The sequence below is a fragment of the Victivallis vadensis genome (assembly GCF_003096415.1).
In the GTDB taxonomy this organism is placed as follows: domain Bacteria; phylum Verrucomicrobiota; class Lentisphaeria; order Victivallales; family Victivallaceae; genus Victivallis; species Victivallis vadensis.
Window position 1 is genome coordinate 54,057 of sequence record NZ_QEKH01000016.1, and the last position, 17,377, is coordinate 71,433.

Genomic DNA, 17,377 nt, shown 5'->3' on the forward strand with positions numbered 1-17,377 from the left:
AGAGACAGATGATGAGACGATATCGAACCATGCTGGGAGCCGGTATATGCTGGCTGCTGGGAATTGCGGCGGCGGGCGGAGTGATGCTGGAAAAGGAGGCGCTGACGTTCGACGGCAGGAACACGCTTCCGGCGTTCGCGCTGGAACAGCCGCTCGCGGGGACATTCACGGTACAACTGAAACTCCGGTTGCGGGCGTGGCCGGCGGGCGGCAAGGAGGAATTTTCGCGGACTTCGCCCGCCGGAGTGGTGCTGCTGCAGGGGCGGCCGGAGGCGGGGGAGTGCCTGATCCGGGTTCTGGGAAAACGTCTGCAGCTTCACCTGCGGGGGAGCGCCGCGAAGGGACAGGGGGCGATGGCCCGGGGCGAACTGCCGCTCGGCGAATGGGTCCGGCTGGCGCTGGTGCATACCGGAGCGGAAACCGTACTGTACGCGGACGGCGCGGCGGTCGCCGCGTTGCCGGTCCCGCCGGGCGCGGGGCCGTGGAACCGGATCGCCGTCGGGCAGGAGCTGGGCGGCATCCGGCTGCTGCAGGGGGAGATCAGGGAGCTTCGGGTGATCGACCGGGCGCTGTCGGCGGCTGAAGTGAAGCAAGCGTTCCGGGAGTCCGGCGCCGAATCGCACCTGTCTGAGGCCCGGGAACTGCCGCCGCTGCAATTGCCCCATCCGGCGCTGAAGGTGGCCGCCGATGTGATCCATCCGATCGCGGGGACGATCGCGCGAACCGCCGAAATCGTGCCGTGGAGCGGGCCGGGCGCGCGCGATCTGCTGGTCAGCGGGGCGGGCCGTTTTCACGGCCACCGGGTGATGCTGTACCGGAATTTGAATCGCGACCGCGACGGAGTGCCGGTGTTCGACAGCGGCGAGAGCATCGGGCTGACTGGGCGGGACTTCCAGACGCTGCGCCGCCCGGACGGCGGCTTCGACCTGATCGCCTCCGGGGAGGGTACGCCGTTTCCCGGACAACTGGTCTTTTACCGGAACACCGGCAAGCCGGGCGCGCCGAAGTTCGGTTCCCCCCTGCCGATATCGGTCGGGAACCGCCCTTACTGTCAGGCGTTCGGGGAGCTGGCGCCGCGCGGCTGGGTGATCGGCGACCTCGACGGGGACGGCGTGCCCGATCTGGTCGCCGCCGCTGCCGACCCGGAGGAGTGGAACCGCAATGCGCCGGACGGGGTGTCGTTCTTCAACGGCCGGGAAGCCGAAAACAGCGGGCCGGGGCGCGGCTACGACATCGCCGGGAAGTGGCTGGGCGAGGAGTGCCGCTACCGCTTTTTCTGGGCGAAGGGCGAGCCGGACGGAGAGGCGTTCCGGTTCGGTGAACCGAAACCGATCCTGGCCCGCGATACCGTGATGCCGCTGCAGTGGAAAACCTATCCGCCCGCCCCCGCACCGGCGCTGCTGCGGCTGGACGGCGTCCCGCACCTGATCGTCGCGGGCGACGTCGACCGGCTGCTGGCGATGCCGATCTTCCCTGACGGTGCTGCGATGCGCTGCGGTCCGGCCGCCGATTTGCTGCGGGAAAGGAGCATGACGGAAAATTACTGGATCGAATCACTGCGCGCCGCCGATCTCGACGGCGACGGCCATCAGGAACTGATCGCCGCCGGAAATCCGGGAAGGATCACCGTTTACCGCGGCCGCTGTCCCGGCGACTTCACCGAAGCCGGTTCCGCATTGCAGCGCGGCGGGCTGGTCGAAACCGATACGCTGGTGACTCCGGCGCGCGGCGACTGGGACGGCGACGGCGTGCCGGACCTGATCACCGGCGACGCCTCCGGCTATCTGATCTTCTGGCCGGGGACCGCCGATCCGCTGGTGTACGGCGCTCCGGTCCACCTGCGGGAAAACGGCCGTATCGTCCACCATCAGGCGGGGCCTTCCGGTTCGATTCAGGGATATCACGAAAAACGGTGGGGCTACCTGCAGCCGACAATCGGCGACTGGGACGGTGATGGACGCAACGAGATCGTGACCAATGACATCCGGGGTGCGGTGAAGCTGTACCGCCCGGTGGCGGGCAGACCGGGAGAGGTGCGCTCCGAACCGTTCCTGTTCCGGGGCAAACCGCTGCCGGCGGCGTGGCGGGTGCGTCCGGCAATCCTCCCCGCCCGGTACGGCTTCGGCGGCGAAAACCGCGCGGTGCTGCTCTTTCTCGACTGGGACGGCGACCTGGCCGCCGCCGTTCCGGCTCGAAGCGGTTCGACCGAAATCGCGCGGATCGTAAAGCTGCCGGACGCATCCGGGAAACCGATCCGGCTCTGCGGCGTGCGGGGACACTGGGGACGGGCCAAGCTGGCGGTTTCCGACTGGGACGGCGACGGCGTGTGGGATCTGCTCTGGGGACACAACCTCGGCGTCTACCGGGAAATCTGGCCGAAACATCTGTCGCGCCCGAAAGGGGCGGTCCCCTGTCTGTTCCGCAATGTCGGGAGCAACGCGGCCCCCCGGTTCGGCGGATTGCAGGAGCTGGAACAGGCGGACGGCGAACGCTTCCACTTCCACACCCACAACAGCTCGGTATTCCCGACCGATCTTGACGGCGACGGCCGCGAGGATCTGATCGTCGGGGCCGAGGACGGTAAAATCTACTGGTTCGGGCGGGACGGCCTGCGCATCCGCCGGGAACCGGCACAGGAAAGGTGACGCATCATGTTCAGACTCTGGGACCTTGTCGCAATCATCCTGTTTCTGGCGGGAATGGCCGGAATGGGGCTGTGGTTCGCCCGCAGGAATACCAGCACGGAGGCGTACTTCCTCGGCAACCGCTCCTTTCCAGGTTGGGCGGTCGGGATTTCGATGCTGGGCACTTCGATCAGTTCGGTGACCTTCCTGGCGATTCCGGCGGCGGCTTACGTACTGGACTACCGGCAGGCGGTCACGAATCTGGCGCTGCCTTTTGTGGCGGTGATCGCGCTGATCTTCTTTATCCCGCTCTTCCGGCAGGGGGCGTTGACCAGCGCGTATGAGTATCTGGAAAAAAGGTTCGGCGTACTGGTCCGTTCCTATGCGGCGTTGAGCTTTCTGGTGCTGCAGGTGGTGCGCCTCGCGATGATCCTCTATCTGGTGTCGATCCCGATCGAGGGGATGCTGGGCATTCCGATTTTATGGATCATCATCGTCGGCGGGGTGGTGGTCAGCGTCTACACCGTATTCGGCGGCATCGAGGCGGTGATCTGGACCGATGTGGTGCAGACCTTCATCCTGCTCGGCGGCGGGCTGCTCTGCCTCGGACTGATGGTCTGGGACCTGCCCGGAGGCTTCGGGCAGGTGATCGAAATCGGCACGGAATTCAATAAGTTCAGCCTCGGCCCGCTGGAGGGAGGCTTCGGCGAACGCACCTTCTTTGTGGTCTTGCTGCTGGGACTGGTCAATTTCACCAACGAATACGCGGGCAACCAGAATGTGGTGCAGCGTTACATCGCGTCGAAGTCGCTGCGCGAGGCGCGCAAGGCGACGCTGATCTGCATGTTCATGAGCGTGCCGACATGGATGAGCTTCTTCTTTCTCGGCAGCTGCATGTTCGCGTTTTACCATGTGTTCCCGGAACCGGCGGTCGCGGCGATGGCGGCGGACGAGGTGCTGCCCCACTTCATCCTGACCCGCACTCCGCCGTTTGTCGGCGGAACCATCATCGCGGCCTGCCTTGCGGCGGCAATGTCGTCGCAGTCCAGCTCGATCAACGCGATTTCGACGATCTGCACGGTGGACTTCGTGAAGCGGTTCGGCCGGGTGCGTTCCGACCGCGATTGTCTGGTGATCGCCAAACTGATCGCCGGAGCGGCAAGCGTGCTGATGATCGGCGGGGCGATCGCGATCTGTTATATCCCCAAGGAGAGCATGAATGACTTCGGGCTGATCATCGGCTCGCTGTTCGGTGGCGGCGTGCTGAGCATCTTCCTGCTCGGCTTCTTCACCACCCGCGTCGGAAACTGCGCCGTGATCACCGGGACCGCTGTCGCGCTCGCATGCAACTTCTATCTGATGCTGAACACGTTCGGCTGGCTGCCGCCGGTTCTGGCGCTGCCGGTGCACTCCTACTGGACCACGATCATCGTGAACGCGGTATCGTTTCCGGTCGCCTATGGCGTCGCCCTTTTCCGGCCGAACCGCCGGAATCTGGAACGGCTGACGGTGTGGACGCTGCCGCCCGGCAGCTTCGGCGGCAACCCGAAGCCCGGCCTTCCGGCAATGACGGAATAGAGGAAAATCGGGGAAAACGCTCCCGGGGCGCCTTGAAAATGGCGGTACGGCGGATATATTGCAGAAGTTCCTTGATTCATTCAACTTAAAACAGGGAGAAGCGATGAAGGTGTTTCGATGGATGATGACGGCGGCGCTTCTGGGAGGCGTCGCGGCGCAGGCGGAGGTTCCCGAACTTACGGCGCTGGTGCCGGAGGCGAAGGAGTATGAGTTGATCGGCAAACTCAATCCGAAGGAATGGGGAGCGAGGGGATATGCCGTCGACCGTTCCGAAGCACTCTCCGGCGACCTGAAGCGGATCGGCTATCTGCTTAAATTGACCGACAAGGCCGACAAGGTGAGCTGGGTGTTCACTTCGATGGACGCTTTCACGCAGGTTCCCGGGCTGGCCGGAGTTCCCTCTCCTGAATCCGAGGTTTTCCAGACCTATGTGAGCAACCTTGAGGTGTTCAGCAACGTCGACGGCGTCAAAACCGGCAAATTCGAGAAGGGCAATATTGAAATCTGGGGCCGCAACTACGGCGGTAAAAATATAAAGGGCATTCCCGGCGCGACCGACAAGTTCGATTTCGGCGACCAGGTGATGCCCGGCGGCAACTACGGCTCCTTCCAGGTCCATAACTATCTGGAAAAACAGACCGTGTTTGCCTTCAACAAATTCACCGCCAACGACTCCTGCGACCTCGGCATCGGCAACAGTCCCGCCGGAAACCCGGACTGGACCTTCACCAGTTCTGCCCGGAATTACAAAAACGCCGAGCTTTTCATCGTCGGGAAGTTCGACAACCTGAAGGTCAGCGAAGTGGTCGCGCTGAACCCGGCCAATGTGCTGCTGACCGGCGTGACCGACAAGGACCCGCTCGCCTACAGGCTCGGCGAAACCATGACCTTCACGCTGACGGCCGATCTCAAGGGGCAAAAGCCGACCGGAGACTACTTCATCAAGTGGACCCGGACCGGCGACGACGGCAGGAAAGAGAGCGGGCAGGGGAAGGTTTCCGATCAGCCCGTGGTGGTCAGGACCAGCCTCGACCGTCCCGGTTTCGTGCGCATCTACGCGACGCTGGCGGATAAGTCCGGGCGCACCGTCCGCAAGCTGAATGCGCGCAAGCAGATGGAGCCGGTCTTTTTCGACGGCGGCGCGGCGGTCGAGCCGGAAAAGCTGACCGGAACCCCGGAGCCGGAGGATTTCGACGCCTTCTGGGACAAGCAGAAGGTGAAGCTCGCCGCGATGCCGCTCAAATTCACGATGGACAAAAAGTCCGCTCCCGATGCGAAGGTCGAAGTCTATGCGGTCACGATCGACTGCCCCGGACCGCGCCCGGTGACCGGCTATCTGACCATTCCGGCCGGAGCCGGGGATAAATCGCTGCCGGCGACGGTCCGTTTCGACGGCTACGGAATGCGCAGCGGCAGAGATTTCGCGCCGAAGGGCGGGCCGGGCAACCGGATCGATTTCCATATCAACGCCCATGGCTATGAACTCGGCCGGGATGCCGACTATTACAGGGAATTCGGCGAGTCCATCAAATCCAACGGGCAGGGCTATGCGTTCGATCCCAAGCAGAACGCCGACCCGGAAACCGCCTACTTCAACGGCATGGCGCTGCGCGTGATGCGGGCCTTGCAGTTCGTGAAGCAGCTGCCGCAGTGGAACGGCAAAGAGCTGGTGGCCGCCGGCGGCAGCCAGGGCGGGCTCCAGACCATCTGGGCGGCGGGACTCGACCCGGACGTCACCCGCGCGTTGCCGGGCATTCCGTGGTGCTGCGACCTCGGCGGCGCGAAGAACTTCCAGCGGCTCTCCGCCGGCTGGCGGATCGGCTATCAGAAGTCGATGGATTATTACGACCCGATCAACTTCGCGAAGCGGATCAGGTGCATGGTTGAAGTGCCGCGTGCCGGTCTGGGCGACTACACCTGCCCGCCCTCCGGCGTGGCCGTCTTCTACAACAACCTGAAGTGTCCGAAAAAGATCACCTGGTATCAGGGTTCCACCCACGGCTACGTGCCGCCGAACCCGCAGAAGATCGTGCGCGAGAGCAAGTAGCCGCAAAAGGATCTTTGTAATAAGCGCGCAGGGCCGCCGGAGACTTTACCTTCGGCGGCCTTGTGCGTTTCATTTCAAGTCCGGTGCGGAAATTTTCATCAATGCTCCAACTCGCACCATTCCCTGAAGAAGCGGAAAGGAGCGGCATAATTGGCGAAGCGCCCCGCTTGCCGCGATCAGCAGCGAAATCCCCGTTATGACCGGTTTTATACCCTCAAAATTTATTTTTTTACGAAAATAAATAAAAACAGACTTGCTTTTTGATGCCGTTTGTGTCATAATTAATTTACGAAAATAAATCAAAGGGCATTGGGAATGGCACGACATAAAAAAGACATCAATATCCGGCTGGTGGCGGAACAGGCGGGTGTTTCGGTTGCGACGGTTTCGCGGGTGGTGAACAACCGCACCGACGTCAGCGAAACGGTGCGGCGCAAGGTTTCGGAGGTGATCGAGCGGTTCAACTTCGCTCCGACCAAGAGCGTCGAACGGCGGGTGAACATCGGCATCGTGGTCGCGCTGGACGGGCCTTTGATCAACGACTACATCACCCAGATCCTCGACGGGGTCGCCGGCTACAGCGACGGCGGCAACCTCGATGTGACCGTGGTGCTGTACCGGGTCTGCCCGGAAGCCAAGACACTGCTGCAGACCATCCGGGAGCGCCGCTGCGATGCGGTGGTGATCGTGCCGGCCGAACCGGTCGCGGACCAGCTGGACGACCTGCGCGACGCCGAAATCCCGACCATGCTGATCAACAGCGACCTGACCGGCCCGAAGATGGGCTATATCGGCAACGAATCCTATTCCGGTGCGGTCAAGGCGATGGAATACCTGATCGCCTGCGGCCACCGCCGGATCGGCTTCCTGTGCAACTCGCTTGTCAACAGCAACAATCACACCCAGCGGCTTCAAGCCTACAAGGACGTACTCGCCCGGAACGGCATCGCCGGCGATCCGGCGTGGATCGTGCCGCACCATCCGACCGAACAGACGGCGGACGCGGGGTTCGATCAGTGCCGTTCGCTGCTGAAACACGCGCCCGGCGTGACCGCGGTTTTCTGCACCAACGACGAGATGGCGATGGGGGCGATCAAGGCGTGCTGGGAGGCGGGGCTGCGGGTGCCGGACGATATTTCGGTGATCGGCTTCGACGGCCTGCCCTACGGCAAGTACCTGCATCCGGCTCTGACCACGGTGCGCCAGCCGCTGACCGAACTCGGGGCCGGAGCGGTCCGCTATCTCGATGAGTTCCTGAAGGGGCAGCGTACCGTGCTGCCGGAAGAGACGCTCGGGACCGAGCTGGTGATCCGCGACTCTGTAACCACCGTCAAATAGGGGGAATCTTCATGTCGAACATTTATGGTTGTATCGCCGCGGTGCTGCTGACCGCAACCGTTGCCGGAGCTGACGATCTTCTGCTCTCGGACAATCCGGCCGGAAACGCATTCGATTCCGGCGTGAAACGGATCGCGACCGGCGCGGCGCTGACGTGGATCACCGACGGCGAATTCGCGACCGGATCCGCCGAACTGCTGAAAACCGGCAGCCGCCCGGACGGAACGAACCGGGTGCTGCTCGACGGGCGGCGCGGTTCCGACGGCAACTGTCAGGCGTTCGGCAACTGGGGCGGCCAGTATTACGGCACATTCGTGATCGACCTCAAGGCCGACTACCTGGTCACCCGCGCCTCGGTCTGGTCGCAGCAGACCAGAACGCAGGGAATCGAATCGCTGGAACTCCTGCTCAGCTCCGACGGCAAGAAATTCGTCGCGGTCGGCAGCGTGAAACCGGCGGACGACCTGCTGAACCGGACCGAGAAGCTGGGCGAGCGGATCGATCTCGTGCTGGAGAAACCGGCAATGGCCCGTTATGTGCAGTTCCGGGTCAAAAAGCATCCGGCCCGGATGCAGATGATTCTGGCCGAAGCGGCGGTCTGGGGCGCCCGGCTGCCGCAGGGGGCCGACCGGACCGTCTGGCTGCCGGAAAACCAGCGTCCCGAAGTCGCCGTGACCGGGCGCGGCATCGGCTCCGGCGCGCTGGCGCTCGACTGGAGCGGTTTCGGTTCGGCTTCACAGGTGAAAAACTACCGGCTCTACCGTTCGGCCAAGCCGTTTTCAAATGCGGCTTCCGGCCAAGCCGAGCGGATCGGTGAGTTTCCGGCCCGCATCACGAAAACGACCGTCTATCCGCTGACGCCCGGCGACACCCTCCACTACGGCGTCACGGCGGTTTACGAGGACGGCGAATCCCCGGCGGTGAAGCCTTTCACCTACACCGTGCCGCAACCGCTGGAGTTGAAGACCTTCGGCGATATGCTTGCGATCAACCATTTCTGGGGCGGCGGAGGAGCGCGCCATACGCCGCGTACCCGTGAATGGGAGACCGTCGCGCTGGACCTGCTGGCCGAATCGCCGTTCAGGACGATCCGCTGGTGGGAGAGCTATCCCGAAATCGTCGGGAAATTCTACGACCGGGGCATCGCCGTGACGACCTTTTCCGGGGAGCGCAACTACAGAAACGGCAAACAGCTCGGCATCCACCTTTTCGGCTCCGGCAACGAACCGCACCTGCACGGCATCCGGGGCGGCGAACACGCCAAACGGGTGGCGCAAATCAACCGCGACCTGAAAAAGGAGATTCCGCAGGCGCTGCTTTATGCTCCGACCGTCTGCCTCGACGGCCGCTCGCTGGAGTTTCTCGAAGCGTTCTACGCTGCCGGAGCGAAAGAACACTTTGACGTACTGGATGTTCACAACTACCTCGGCAATACCGCCGACTTCAGCTATCCGCCGGGCTATCCCTCCGGCAGCCCGGAGGGACTGTTCGAGCGGATCGCGAAGGTCAAGGCGATCATGGCGAAATACGGCGATGCGGACAAGCCGATGATCACCACCGAATTCGGCTACACCGACTGCAACGTCGCCAATCCGGTCGGGGAGATGACGCCGGAGCGCAAGGCCGCGTTTCTGGTGCGCGGGCTGGTGATCCAGCACGTGCTCGGCTTTCGGCGGGTGTTCGTGTACAGCTTCTGGGACGAGGGGGAGGACCCCAATTATACCGAGCACGCATTCGGCCTCGTCGATTACAAACTCCAGAAAAAGCCCGTTTATTTCGCCAGCCAGGTGCTGGGCCGCGAACTTGGCGACTGCGTGTACGATTCCAAAATGAAGGGAGCCGACGAAGTGAACTACGGCTACGTCTACCGCAAAGCGGCGGGAAAACGGTACGTGACCGTCGTCTGGAACGGCGCTTCCGGGATGGCCGGAACTTTCCGCACCCAACCGGGAACCGTCATCGTCACCGCGATGACAGGCGGTAAAAAGGAGGTCAAAACCGCTCCGGACGGCAGCTTCCGGGCCCTCTACGGCCCCGCCCCGGTCTATCTTGAAAGCGCCGCCCCGGCCGAGCTGGTCAAAACCGCCAAGGTGGAGAAACAGCTTGCCGCCGACCGGGTCATCCTGAAGCCGGACGCTTCAGTCGTGGTCACCGGAGCCGGGCATCGTGCCGGGATCGGCGCAACGCTCTCCAATCCGACCTCCGAAACACTCGACGTGCAATTGTCGCTCGAATCGCCGGAAGGCAAAACGCTTGCGGCGCGGACGGTCAGGCTCGCGCCGGGCAAGAGCGAACACGCAGTTCTCGCGGCGCCGTCCGGAACCGGGCTGATCCTCGACCGGTACGAGCTGGCGATCCATTATGAGGGACGCTACGAGAGCCGTTCCGACAGGACTACGGTTTTCGTGCGCCGCCTTGCGGAAAAGCCGGGCGTTTCGACCGCGAAGCTGTACGGCTACGGCAGCGAAGTCTATGTGCTGGCCGACGATGCGCTGGAGGTCACCGTTGATCCCCTCCGGGGCGGGCGCATCCTTGAAATCTACGACCGCCGCACCGGGTGCAACCAGATCACCGTCCCGTATGACCGGCTGGGCGGACTGCACAACATCGCCTTTGCCTACTGCATCTGGGACGAGGTCAAAGCGCCGCACGGCTTCGGCATCGGGCGCAACGCGCCGTATCAGGTCAAAGTGCTGCCGGACGGCCTCACGCTTTCCGCCGGCGCTCCGGGCAAGCTCGCCGTGACCAAGACCCTGACCCTCGGCGGCGGCGGCGTGCTGAATTTGAATGTGAAACTTGACAATCGCGGCGACCGCGAGCTTGCCTGTTCGTGGTATATGCACCCGGAGTACACGGTCGGCGGCGAGGCGGTCAGCCACTCTGATCTGCTGACGCTGCCGATCGGCGGCAAGAATCTGGACATCCCGTACTGGACCGGGCTGGGCGACCGCTCCACGCCGGAATTTTCAGACGGCTTCTGGATGCTGACCAGCCCGTCGAAGCAATACCGCATCCGTCAGGACTTCCCGCCGGAGAAGTTCCGCAAGCCCCGGCTCTGGTTCGGTATCGGCTGCTGCAACCTCGAAATGGAGAGCAGCCGCGGCCTGAAGCTCCGTCCCGGCGAAAGCTGGACCGGCGATCTGAAATGGACATTTTCACAGATCCGATAAACAGGAGGGAACACCATGAAACGAATTTTTACCTTGATTGAGCTGCTCGTTGTGATAGCGATCATCGCCATACTTTCTTTTCCCGGTGAAAAGAAAGTAGGCAAAGAAAAGCCGTATAACGGCATGTGCGTCACTTCGTTCCTACTTATGCCGCTGGTGGGCTTCGCCCCCCCGGCCCCCCGGAAAAAATCGGGAAGTGCTCCGCGCGCCCCCCGCAGGGGCATTGGCGTGCGTTATCTGGCGGCGGCACCTTGCCGCACGCTGGTGGGCTTCGCCCCCCCGGCCCCCCGGAAAAAATCGGGAAGTGCTCCGCGCGCCCCCCGCAGGGGCATTGGCGTGCGTTATCTGGCGGCGGCACCTTGCCGCACGCTGGTGGGCTTCGCCCCCCCGGCCCCCCGGAAAAAATCGGGAAGTGCTCCGCGCGCCCCCCGCAGGGGCATTGGCGTGCGTTATCTGGCGGCGGTACCTTGCCGCACGCTGGTGGGCTTCGCCTCCCCCGCCCTCCGGAAAAAAACGCCATTTACCCTCATTGAGCTGCTCGTTGTGATAGCGATCATCGCGATTCTGGCGTCCATGCTGCTTCCGGCGCTGAACCAGGCGCGGGAGCGGGCCAAGAACATCAGCTGCGCCAGCCAGCTGAAACAACTCGGACAGTTTACGGTCCAATACACCAACGATTTCAAAGACTATTTTCCGCCGTCCCGCTGCGGCAACTGGTCCCGGAATTTCGGCTACGCCCTGATCGACCGGGCGCAGTACAATATCGACCGCAAATTGTTCCGCTGTCCTTCGATGAATTATACCGCCAATCTCGGTGAGGATCCGCTGTGGCTGCGTGGCAGTTACGGTTTCAACGCCTGTAACCAGACGGCGGTAAACGGCGAAACATTCGCCGGGCTGATGGTTAACCTGACCATGCTGCCGGATAAAACATATCCCTCCCGGAAAACCACGCAGGTGAAAAGCGCTTCTTCCGTATTGATGATTCTGGAACTTGCCCCTGATGCCATCGACTATAACTCCAGCGGCAATCTCAAAAAAATTCACACCGCCTCCGGGCAAAGCGGCATCCGGCACAATGAAACGGCCAATTACACCTTTGTGGACGGGCACGTCAAAAATTACACCCTGCCCGTCATTTACGCCAATATCGCATACGACGCCGGGAACTACGACGGACCGTTGTGGTACAAATACACCGGCAGCATGCAGGTTAACCGTTAAAAGGAACTTATTGCAATGTCTCTTATGATTCCGGGGGCGGCGCTGCCGAACATCCCGTGGCAGAAGCGGCCCGCCGGCTCCAGCGAACTTGTCTGGCGCTACAGCGGCAATCCGGTGATCGGGCGCGATGCGACGCCGACCTCCAACAGCGTATTCAACAGCGCGGTCGTACCGTTCCGGGACGGCTTCGCGGGCGTGTTCCGCATCGACGACCGCCGCCGCTTCATGCAGCTTCACACCGGCTTCAGCCCGGACGGCATCCGGTGGGAACTGACGCCGGAGCCGATCAGCTTCACCCCGGAGTGTCCGTCGGCAGGCAGTTTCACGCAGGGATACGACCCGCGCGTGCTGTGGCTTGAAGACCGCTGGTACGTGATCTGGTGCAACTGCGTGAACGGCCCGACCATCGGACTCGGCTACACCTTCGATTTCAGGGAATTCCACCAGCTTCCCTGTGCATTTCCGCCCTTCAACCGCAACGGCGTGCTGTTTCCGCGCAAGATCGGCGGCAAATACGCGATGCTGAACCGCCCGAGCGACAACGGCCATACTCCGTTCGGCGACATCTTCTACTGCGAAAGCCCCGATCTGCGACACTGGGGCTATCACCGTCATGTGATGGGAGCCTCCAACGGCTGGCAGGCGACCAAAATCGGCGCCGGCCCGATTCCGATCGAGACCTCCGAAGGGTGGCTGCTCTTCTATCACGGCGTGCTGACCAGCTGCAACGGCTTCGTATACAGCTTCGGCGCGGCGCTGCTCGACCTTGATGAACCGTGGAAGGTGATCGCCCGCTCCGGCAGCTACCTGATCGCGCCGCGCGAACTTTACGAATGTGTCGGCGACGTGCCGAATGTGACCTTCCCCTGCGCCGCGCTGTGCGACGCCCCCACCGGCCGCATCGCACTGTATTACGGCTGTGCGGATTCGGTGACCGGGCTGGCCTTCTGCAACGCTTCCGAAATCATCGGCGCCCTGAAACAGGGATATTGACGCCGGAGGATTGGCGGAAGTTGAAGACGGGGGTGCTCCACGCGTGACAATGACTGTTGATCATCGGGTCGCGATAGGGGGAGCGCAGGGGCTCGGAGGGGACGAAAACTTCCCAGAAGGTGTCCGCGCCGAATTCAACCATTTTTCCCCAATATCGACGGGTCAGGGCGCGGGCGGCTTCGTGCCGGCCGAATTGTTCCAGCGCCAACACCATCTGATTGTGCAGGAAGGGACCGCCGGGGCCTGTCGCCGCCGGTTCGGCGATCACCCGTAACAGCAGGTCGGCGGCCTGATCGCGGGGAACTGCTCCGGCCAGCGCCATCCAGAGCTGTGACGCCCAGGAGATCTGCCCGTCGGGACCGCAACGGAAAAAGCCGCTTTCCCGGTCCATCCAGAGCTCCACCGCCATCCGGCGGAGGCGTTCGGCGACTACCGGATATTCGAGGACTTCGGCTTCGATCCCCAGTTCGCGGGCCAGCTCGAAAGTGCGCTCCAGAGCGTAGATCATCACGCCGTGGGCGGCGCACTCCTTTTCCAGATTCTCCTGCCAGTCGATGAAGATCCAGCGGTCTTCCCGCTCGACCAGACGGTCGTCCTCGAACTCCTCGAAACCGAGTTCGCACTGCCGTTTGGCGACCGGCCACAGGTCGCGCACAAACTCCCGGTCGCCGGAGGCGCGCAGGTAATCCAGCAGCATATCGCCGTACAGCACCTGATAATCGTAGAGCAGATTCCCGGCCACCGGCAGCGGATGCTTCAAATAGAGGCAGCCGGGCACGCGCCCTTCGTCCCCGGTCGCCGCCGCGAACAGCAGCAGGCAACGCTTTACCAGGTCGAGGTTGCCGAAACTCGGATAGTTCGCGAGCGCCTGAAGCCGGAGGTCGCCCAGCCAGAGCCGTCGGTCCCGCTTGGGGCCGTCTTCGAAACACTCCTGCATGCAGGCGGCCAGCGTGGCCATGCCGATGCGGTCGATCTCACGGTCCAGCCCGTCGCAACTTGGGGCGGGCGGCGGCAGTTTGCTCCAGTCGGCGGAAGTGGTGGTGTCACAGCAGATATTCTTCAGGCGGAAGCGGTACGCGTCGGAACCGGCTTCCACCCGGAATTTCAGGTAGCGGAACGCATAGCGGCGCGGCAGGCGGATCACGCCGCTCGGATCGTCGTACACGAACTCCTGCTCCTGCAGCCAGCCGCGGCCGAGCGTGCCGTGGTACGACGCGAAATCGCTCGCCAGTTCGAACGGGGTTTCCGCGAATTTGGCCCGGAAGCAGAACGGCGCATCGACCGGGCGGGTGAATTCAAATTCCAGCTCCAGATGGCCGACGCAGTATTCACCGAAGTCGAAGGTGAATTCGCAACTGCACGGCAGCTCCGCGCCGACGGCCTCCGTGAGTTCGCCGGCCTGGACGGTTTTCCACCCCTGCCAGGCGGCGGAATCGGCTTCGGGACGGACCAGCGCGACGGGGGCGACCCGGCGATGCCGGAGTTCGGGCAGCAGCCGGTCCGCTTCGGCGGCCCAGCGGTGAACCTCTTTGAAGTACATGGAAGTTTCCTGTGCCGGATTATTTCTGGTCGTCGAATTTACCGGTCATGGCGACGCCGCGGTTGTAGGCCCATACGCCGGTGAGCATCGCGAAGAACGCCGCCAGCAAGTAGGCGTGGTGCAGCTCCATTCCGAAACCGACCGCGCCATTACCCCTCGCCGGTGAGATCCACAGGATGTAGGTGCACACGATGAAAGTCATGAACAATCCCGGCACCATCGGCACCCAGCCCGGCTTTTTCTGCGAAACCAGCCAGACCGTCGCACCGGTCAGCGTACAGGCGGAAAGCACCTGATTGCCCCACGCGAAGTAGTTCCAGAGCTGGTTGAAAGTTTTGGAACTCTGATTCGACCACAACAACAGGAGCGCAACCGCCGCGATCAGCGGCAGGCAGAGCAGGACCCGGTTGAGGATGTGTTTCTGGTCGATGTGGAACATTTCCGCCAGGCTGAGCCGCAGACTGCGCATCGCGGTATCCCCGGAGGTGATCGCGAGGATGATCACGCTGATCACGGTCACGGCGCCCACCCAGGAACCGAGGAAGTACTTGGTGATTTCGCTGAGCACGTTGGTCGGGTTGTCCGCCATCATTTGCGGGAAGAGGTTGTAGATCGCCAGCCCCGCCGCCGCCCAGACCATCGCGATGACCCCCTCAACCACCATCATGCCGTAGAAGCTGGAGCGCGCCTGTTTTTCATGGGCCATCGTGCGGGCGATGATCGGCGACTGGGTCGCGTGAAAGCCGGAGAGGATGCCGCACGCGATCGTCACGAACAGCATCGGCAGGATCGGGTTGTCGTTTTCCGGCGTGAACATGCCCGCCTTGAAACCGGCGGTTTCGGTCAGCAGTTCGGGCATGGAAACGCTCTTCCACATCAGCGCGCCGAAAATCGCGAACGTGCCGAGCAGCAGCAGCCCGCCGAACACCGGGTAGAGCGAACCGATGATCTTATCCACCGGAAACAGCGTCGCCGCGATATAGTAGAGGAAGATCGCCGCCACCGCCGTCCAGAACAGCGCGGTCGACGGCCAGAAACCGTCGATCAGCCGGGCCGGGACGTTGATGAACACCGCCACCACCAGCAGCAGCAGGAAAATCATGAAAACCGAAAAGATGCAGTAGAAGGTTTTGCCGGTGGTCATTTTTATCAGGGCGGGCAGGTTCGCGCCGTTGTTCCGCACCGACATCATTCCGGCGATGAAGTCGTGCACCGAGCCGCCGATGATATTGCCGATCGGGATGATCAGGAACGCGATCACGCCGAATTTGATGCCGAGAATCACGCCGATCACCGGACCGATTCCGGCGATGTTCAGCAGCTGGATCAGCATATTCTTCCAGTGCGGCAGTTCCAGATAGTCGACGCCGTCGTAGTTCTTTTGGGCGGGAGTCGGGCGGTCGTCCGGGGCGAGTATCCGCTCCACGAATTTCCCGTAAGTGAAGTAACCGATGACCAGAATCAGCAGACCGACCACAAAAAGCAACATGATTATTCGACCCCCCATGCAACATTCTGAACCGGCGGATATTAGCCGGTTGATTTTCTGAAACGGATTAATATAATTCGTTCACCTCCGATTTGCAACCGTCCGCGGTGAAAAATTCTACCGGAAACACTGGTGCAGCAGCGCGGCGAAACGCGCCGGAACCGTCAGGCGCCGCAGCCACTTCTGCGTGATTCCCAACCGGAAAAACGGCGAGCGGCCGAAGGTGAAATCGAGCAGGCGGACAGCCCGGTGCATGTGGGAGAATTCGATCCGATCCGCGTCCTCGGCGAATGCGAATCCCGCCGCAAACACCCGCGCCGCCGGAGCCGCCAGCAGCAAATGGCGCAGCCCGGTGTTGTAGGGCATCTGCTGGATCTGCGTGCCGCAGAACTCCATCGTGTCGAGTTTCGAGAACCAGAACTCCCCGAACATCGCGGCGGCTTCGGGGGACGGTTCAAACCGCCGGCCGACCGCCGGGCAGTTCAGCATCGAAATCCGGGGGGCCCGCGGGTTCAGCACCGTCAGCGGCGCGGCGCCGGTGTGCAGCCTGATATGGTCGAGCGAACGTTTCAGCCGCCTGGCGACGCTCATATCCTCCGGGCGGTCGTCGCGCAGGTAACCGGCCAGAATATTGCGGAATTCCGAACGGACCAGCGCGTCGCAGCGGATTGAGGAGGCCAGTTCCCGCTCCAGCTCCGGCCGGGCCTTGGCGACGAATGCGGTCAGTTCCGGCGCGAAAGAGTCGTCCGCCTGCCGGATTGCATCGGCCATGCTCTTCTGATCGTGGAAGTCGAGGATGCGGGCCGCCGTGTAAAGTCGCAGCGGCCACGGCAGCTCCGGATCGCGCAGCAATTGCCGGAACCCGGCGTGGACCTTGCGCACCGTCGCCAGCGGGGCGGGGTTGGATTTCGAGTAGACCGCGTCATTCGCCATCCGGCGGCTGCCGAGCTGGCGCGCCAGAATCGCGATTTCGTCGAGCCGGTCGCCGAGCCGCCTGCCGCCGGGATGGACTCCGGGGCAGATGTAACGCAGCTCCGCCGAGATTCCTCCGTCCGCCCAGTGCTGGATGTGCAGCGGGAAGATCCGGCAGCTCAGCGGTTTGGCCGCATAGCCGTGAAGCCGGTGAATCTTGCAGAGCTTCCCGTCGGAAAAGACGCACCGGCCGTCGGCGCGCTTGCGCAGCGCGAATTCATCCGGTCGCTCCGACGGAGCGAAACAGCCGTCGAAATCCGGCACGTCCGGGAGCCGCAGCGCCATCAGGTCCGCCGCCTCCTGCCGGGTGACCAGCACCTCAAAGAGATTGCAGCAGCCGACCTCGCAGCAGAGGCAGCGCCCCGCCTGATCCGGATTCAGTGCGCAGTGGAAATTTCCCAT

General features: G+C 62.9%; 10 protein-coding genes. 7 read left to right on the plus strand and 3 right to left on the minus strand.

Features of this window, described 5'->3' with window-relative positions:
* Window positions 1–8: 8 nt before the first annotated feature.
* The 7 genes from C8D82_RS10770 (at window position 9) to C8D82_RS10800 (ending at window position 12,974) form a co-directional block, all read left to right on the plus strand.
* On the plus strand, window positions 9–2,645 hold the full coding sequence (locus C8D82_RS10770; RefSeq protein WP_116884296.1) for an FG-GAP-like repeat-containing protein: 2,637 nt from the start codon (window positions 9–11) through the stop codon (window positions 2,643–2,645).
* Window positions 2,646–2,651: 6 nt separating this feature from the next.
* Window positions 2,652–4,202 carry a sodium:solute symporter family transporter gene (locus C8D82_RS10775; RefSeq protein WP_116884297.1) on the plus strand — a complete coding sequence of 517 codons (1,551 nt, stop codon included), beginning with the start codon at window positions 2,652–2,654 and terminating at the stop codon, window positions 4,200–4,202.
* A 103-nt stretch (window positions 4,203–4,305) separates the two neighbouring features.
* Window positions 4,306–6,249 (plus strand): acetylxylan esterase, encoded by a 1,944-nt coding sequence (locus C8D82_RS10780; RefSeq protein ID WP_116884298.1) that lies wholly within the window; start codon window positions 4,306–4,308, stop codon window positions 6,247–6,249.
* Window positions 6,250–6,564: 315 nt separating this feature from the next.
* Window positions 6,565–7,587: a LacI family DNA-binding transcriptional regulator gene (locus C8D82_RS10785; protein WP_116884299.1), complete on the plus strand. Its 1,023-nt coding sequence runs from the start codon at window positions 6,565–6,567 to the stop codon at window positions 7,585–7,587.
* 11 nt (window positions 7,588–7,598) lie between these two features.
* Window positions 7,599–10,757 (plus strand): discoidin domain-containing protein, encoded by a 3,159-nt coding sequence (locus C8D82_RS10790; RefSeq protein ID WP_116884300.1) that lies wholly within the window; start codon window positions 7,599–7,601, stop codon window positions 10,755–10,757.
* Window positions 10,758–10,772: 15 nt separating this feature from the next.
* Entirely contained in the window at window positions 10,773–11,981 is a 1,209-nt protein-coding gene (locus tag C8D82_RS10795) for a prepilin-type N-terminal cleavage/methylation domain-containing protein (RefSeq protein WP_116884301.1), read from the plus strand.
* A gap of 15 nt (window positions 11,982–11,996) precedes the next feature.
* Window positions 11,997–12,974 (plus strand): glycoside hydrolase family 130 protein, encoded by a 978-nt coding sequence (locus tag C8D82_RS10800; RefSeq protein WP_116884302.1) that lies wholly within the window; start codon window positions 11,997–11,999, stop codon window positions 12,972–12,974.
* Here the strand turns inward: C8D82_RS10800 and C8D82_RS10805 are convergent.
* The 3 genes from C8D82_RS10805 to C8D82_RS10815 form a co-directional block, all read right to left on the minus strand.
* Window positions 12,946–14,514 (minus strand): alpha-L-rhamnosidase-related protein, encoded by a 1,569-nt coding sequence (locus C8D82_RS10805; RefSeq protein WP_116884303.1) that lies wholly within the window; start codon window positions 14,512–14,514, stop codon window positions 12,946–12,948. The two genes, C8D82_RS10800 and C8D82_RS10805, sit on opposite strands and share 29 nt — an antisense overlap.
* A gap of 19 nt (window positions 14,515–14,533) precedes the next feature.
* Window positions 14,534–16,003, minus strand: coding sequence for a carbon starvation CstA family protein (locus C8D82_RS10810; RefSeq protein WP_165833013.1), 1,470 nt, complete (start codon window positions 16,001–16,003; stop codon window positions 14,534–14,536).
* A 117-nt stretch (window positions 16,004–16,120) separates the two neighbouring features.
* Window positions 16,121–17,377: a YkgJ family cysteine cluster protein gene (locus C8D82_RS10815; RefSeq protein WP_116884305.1), complete on the minus strand. Its 1,257-nt coding sequence runs from the start codon at window positions 17,375–17,377 to the stop codon at window positions 16,121–16,123.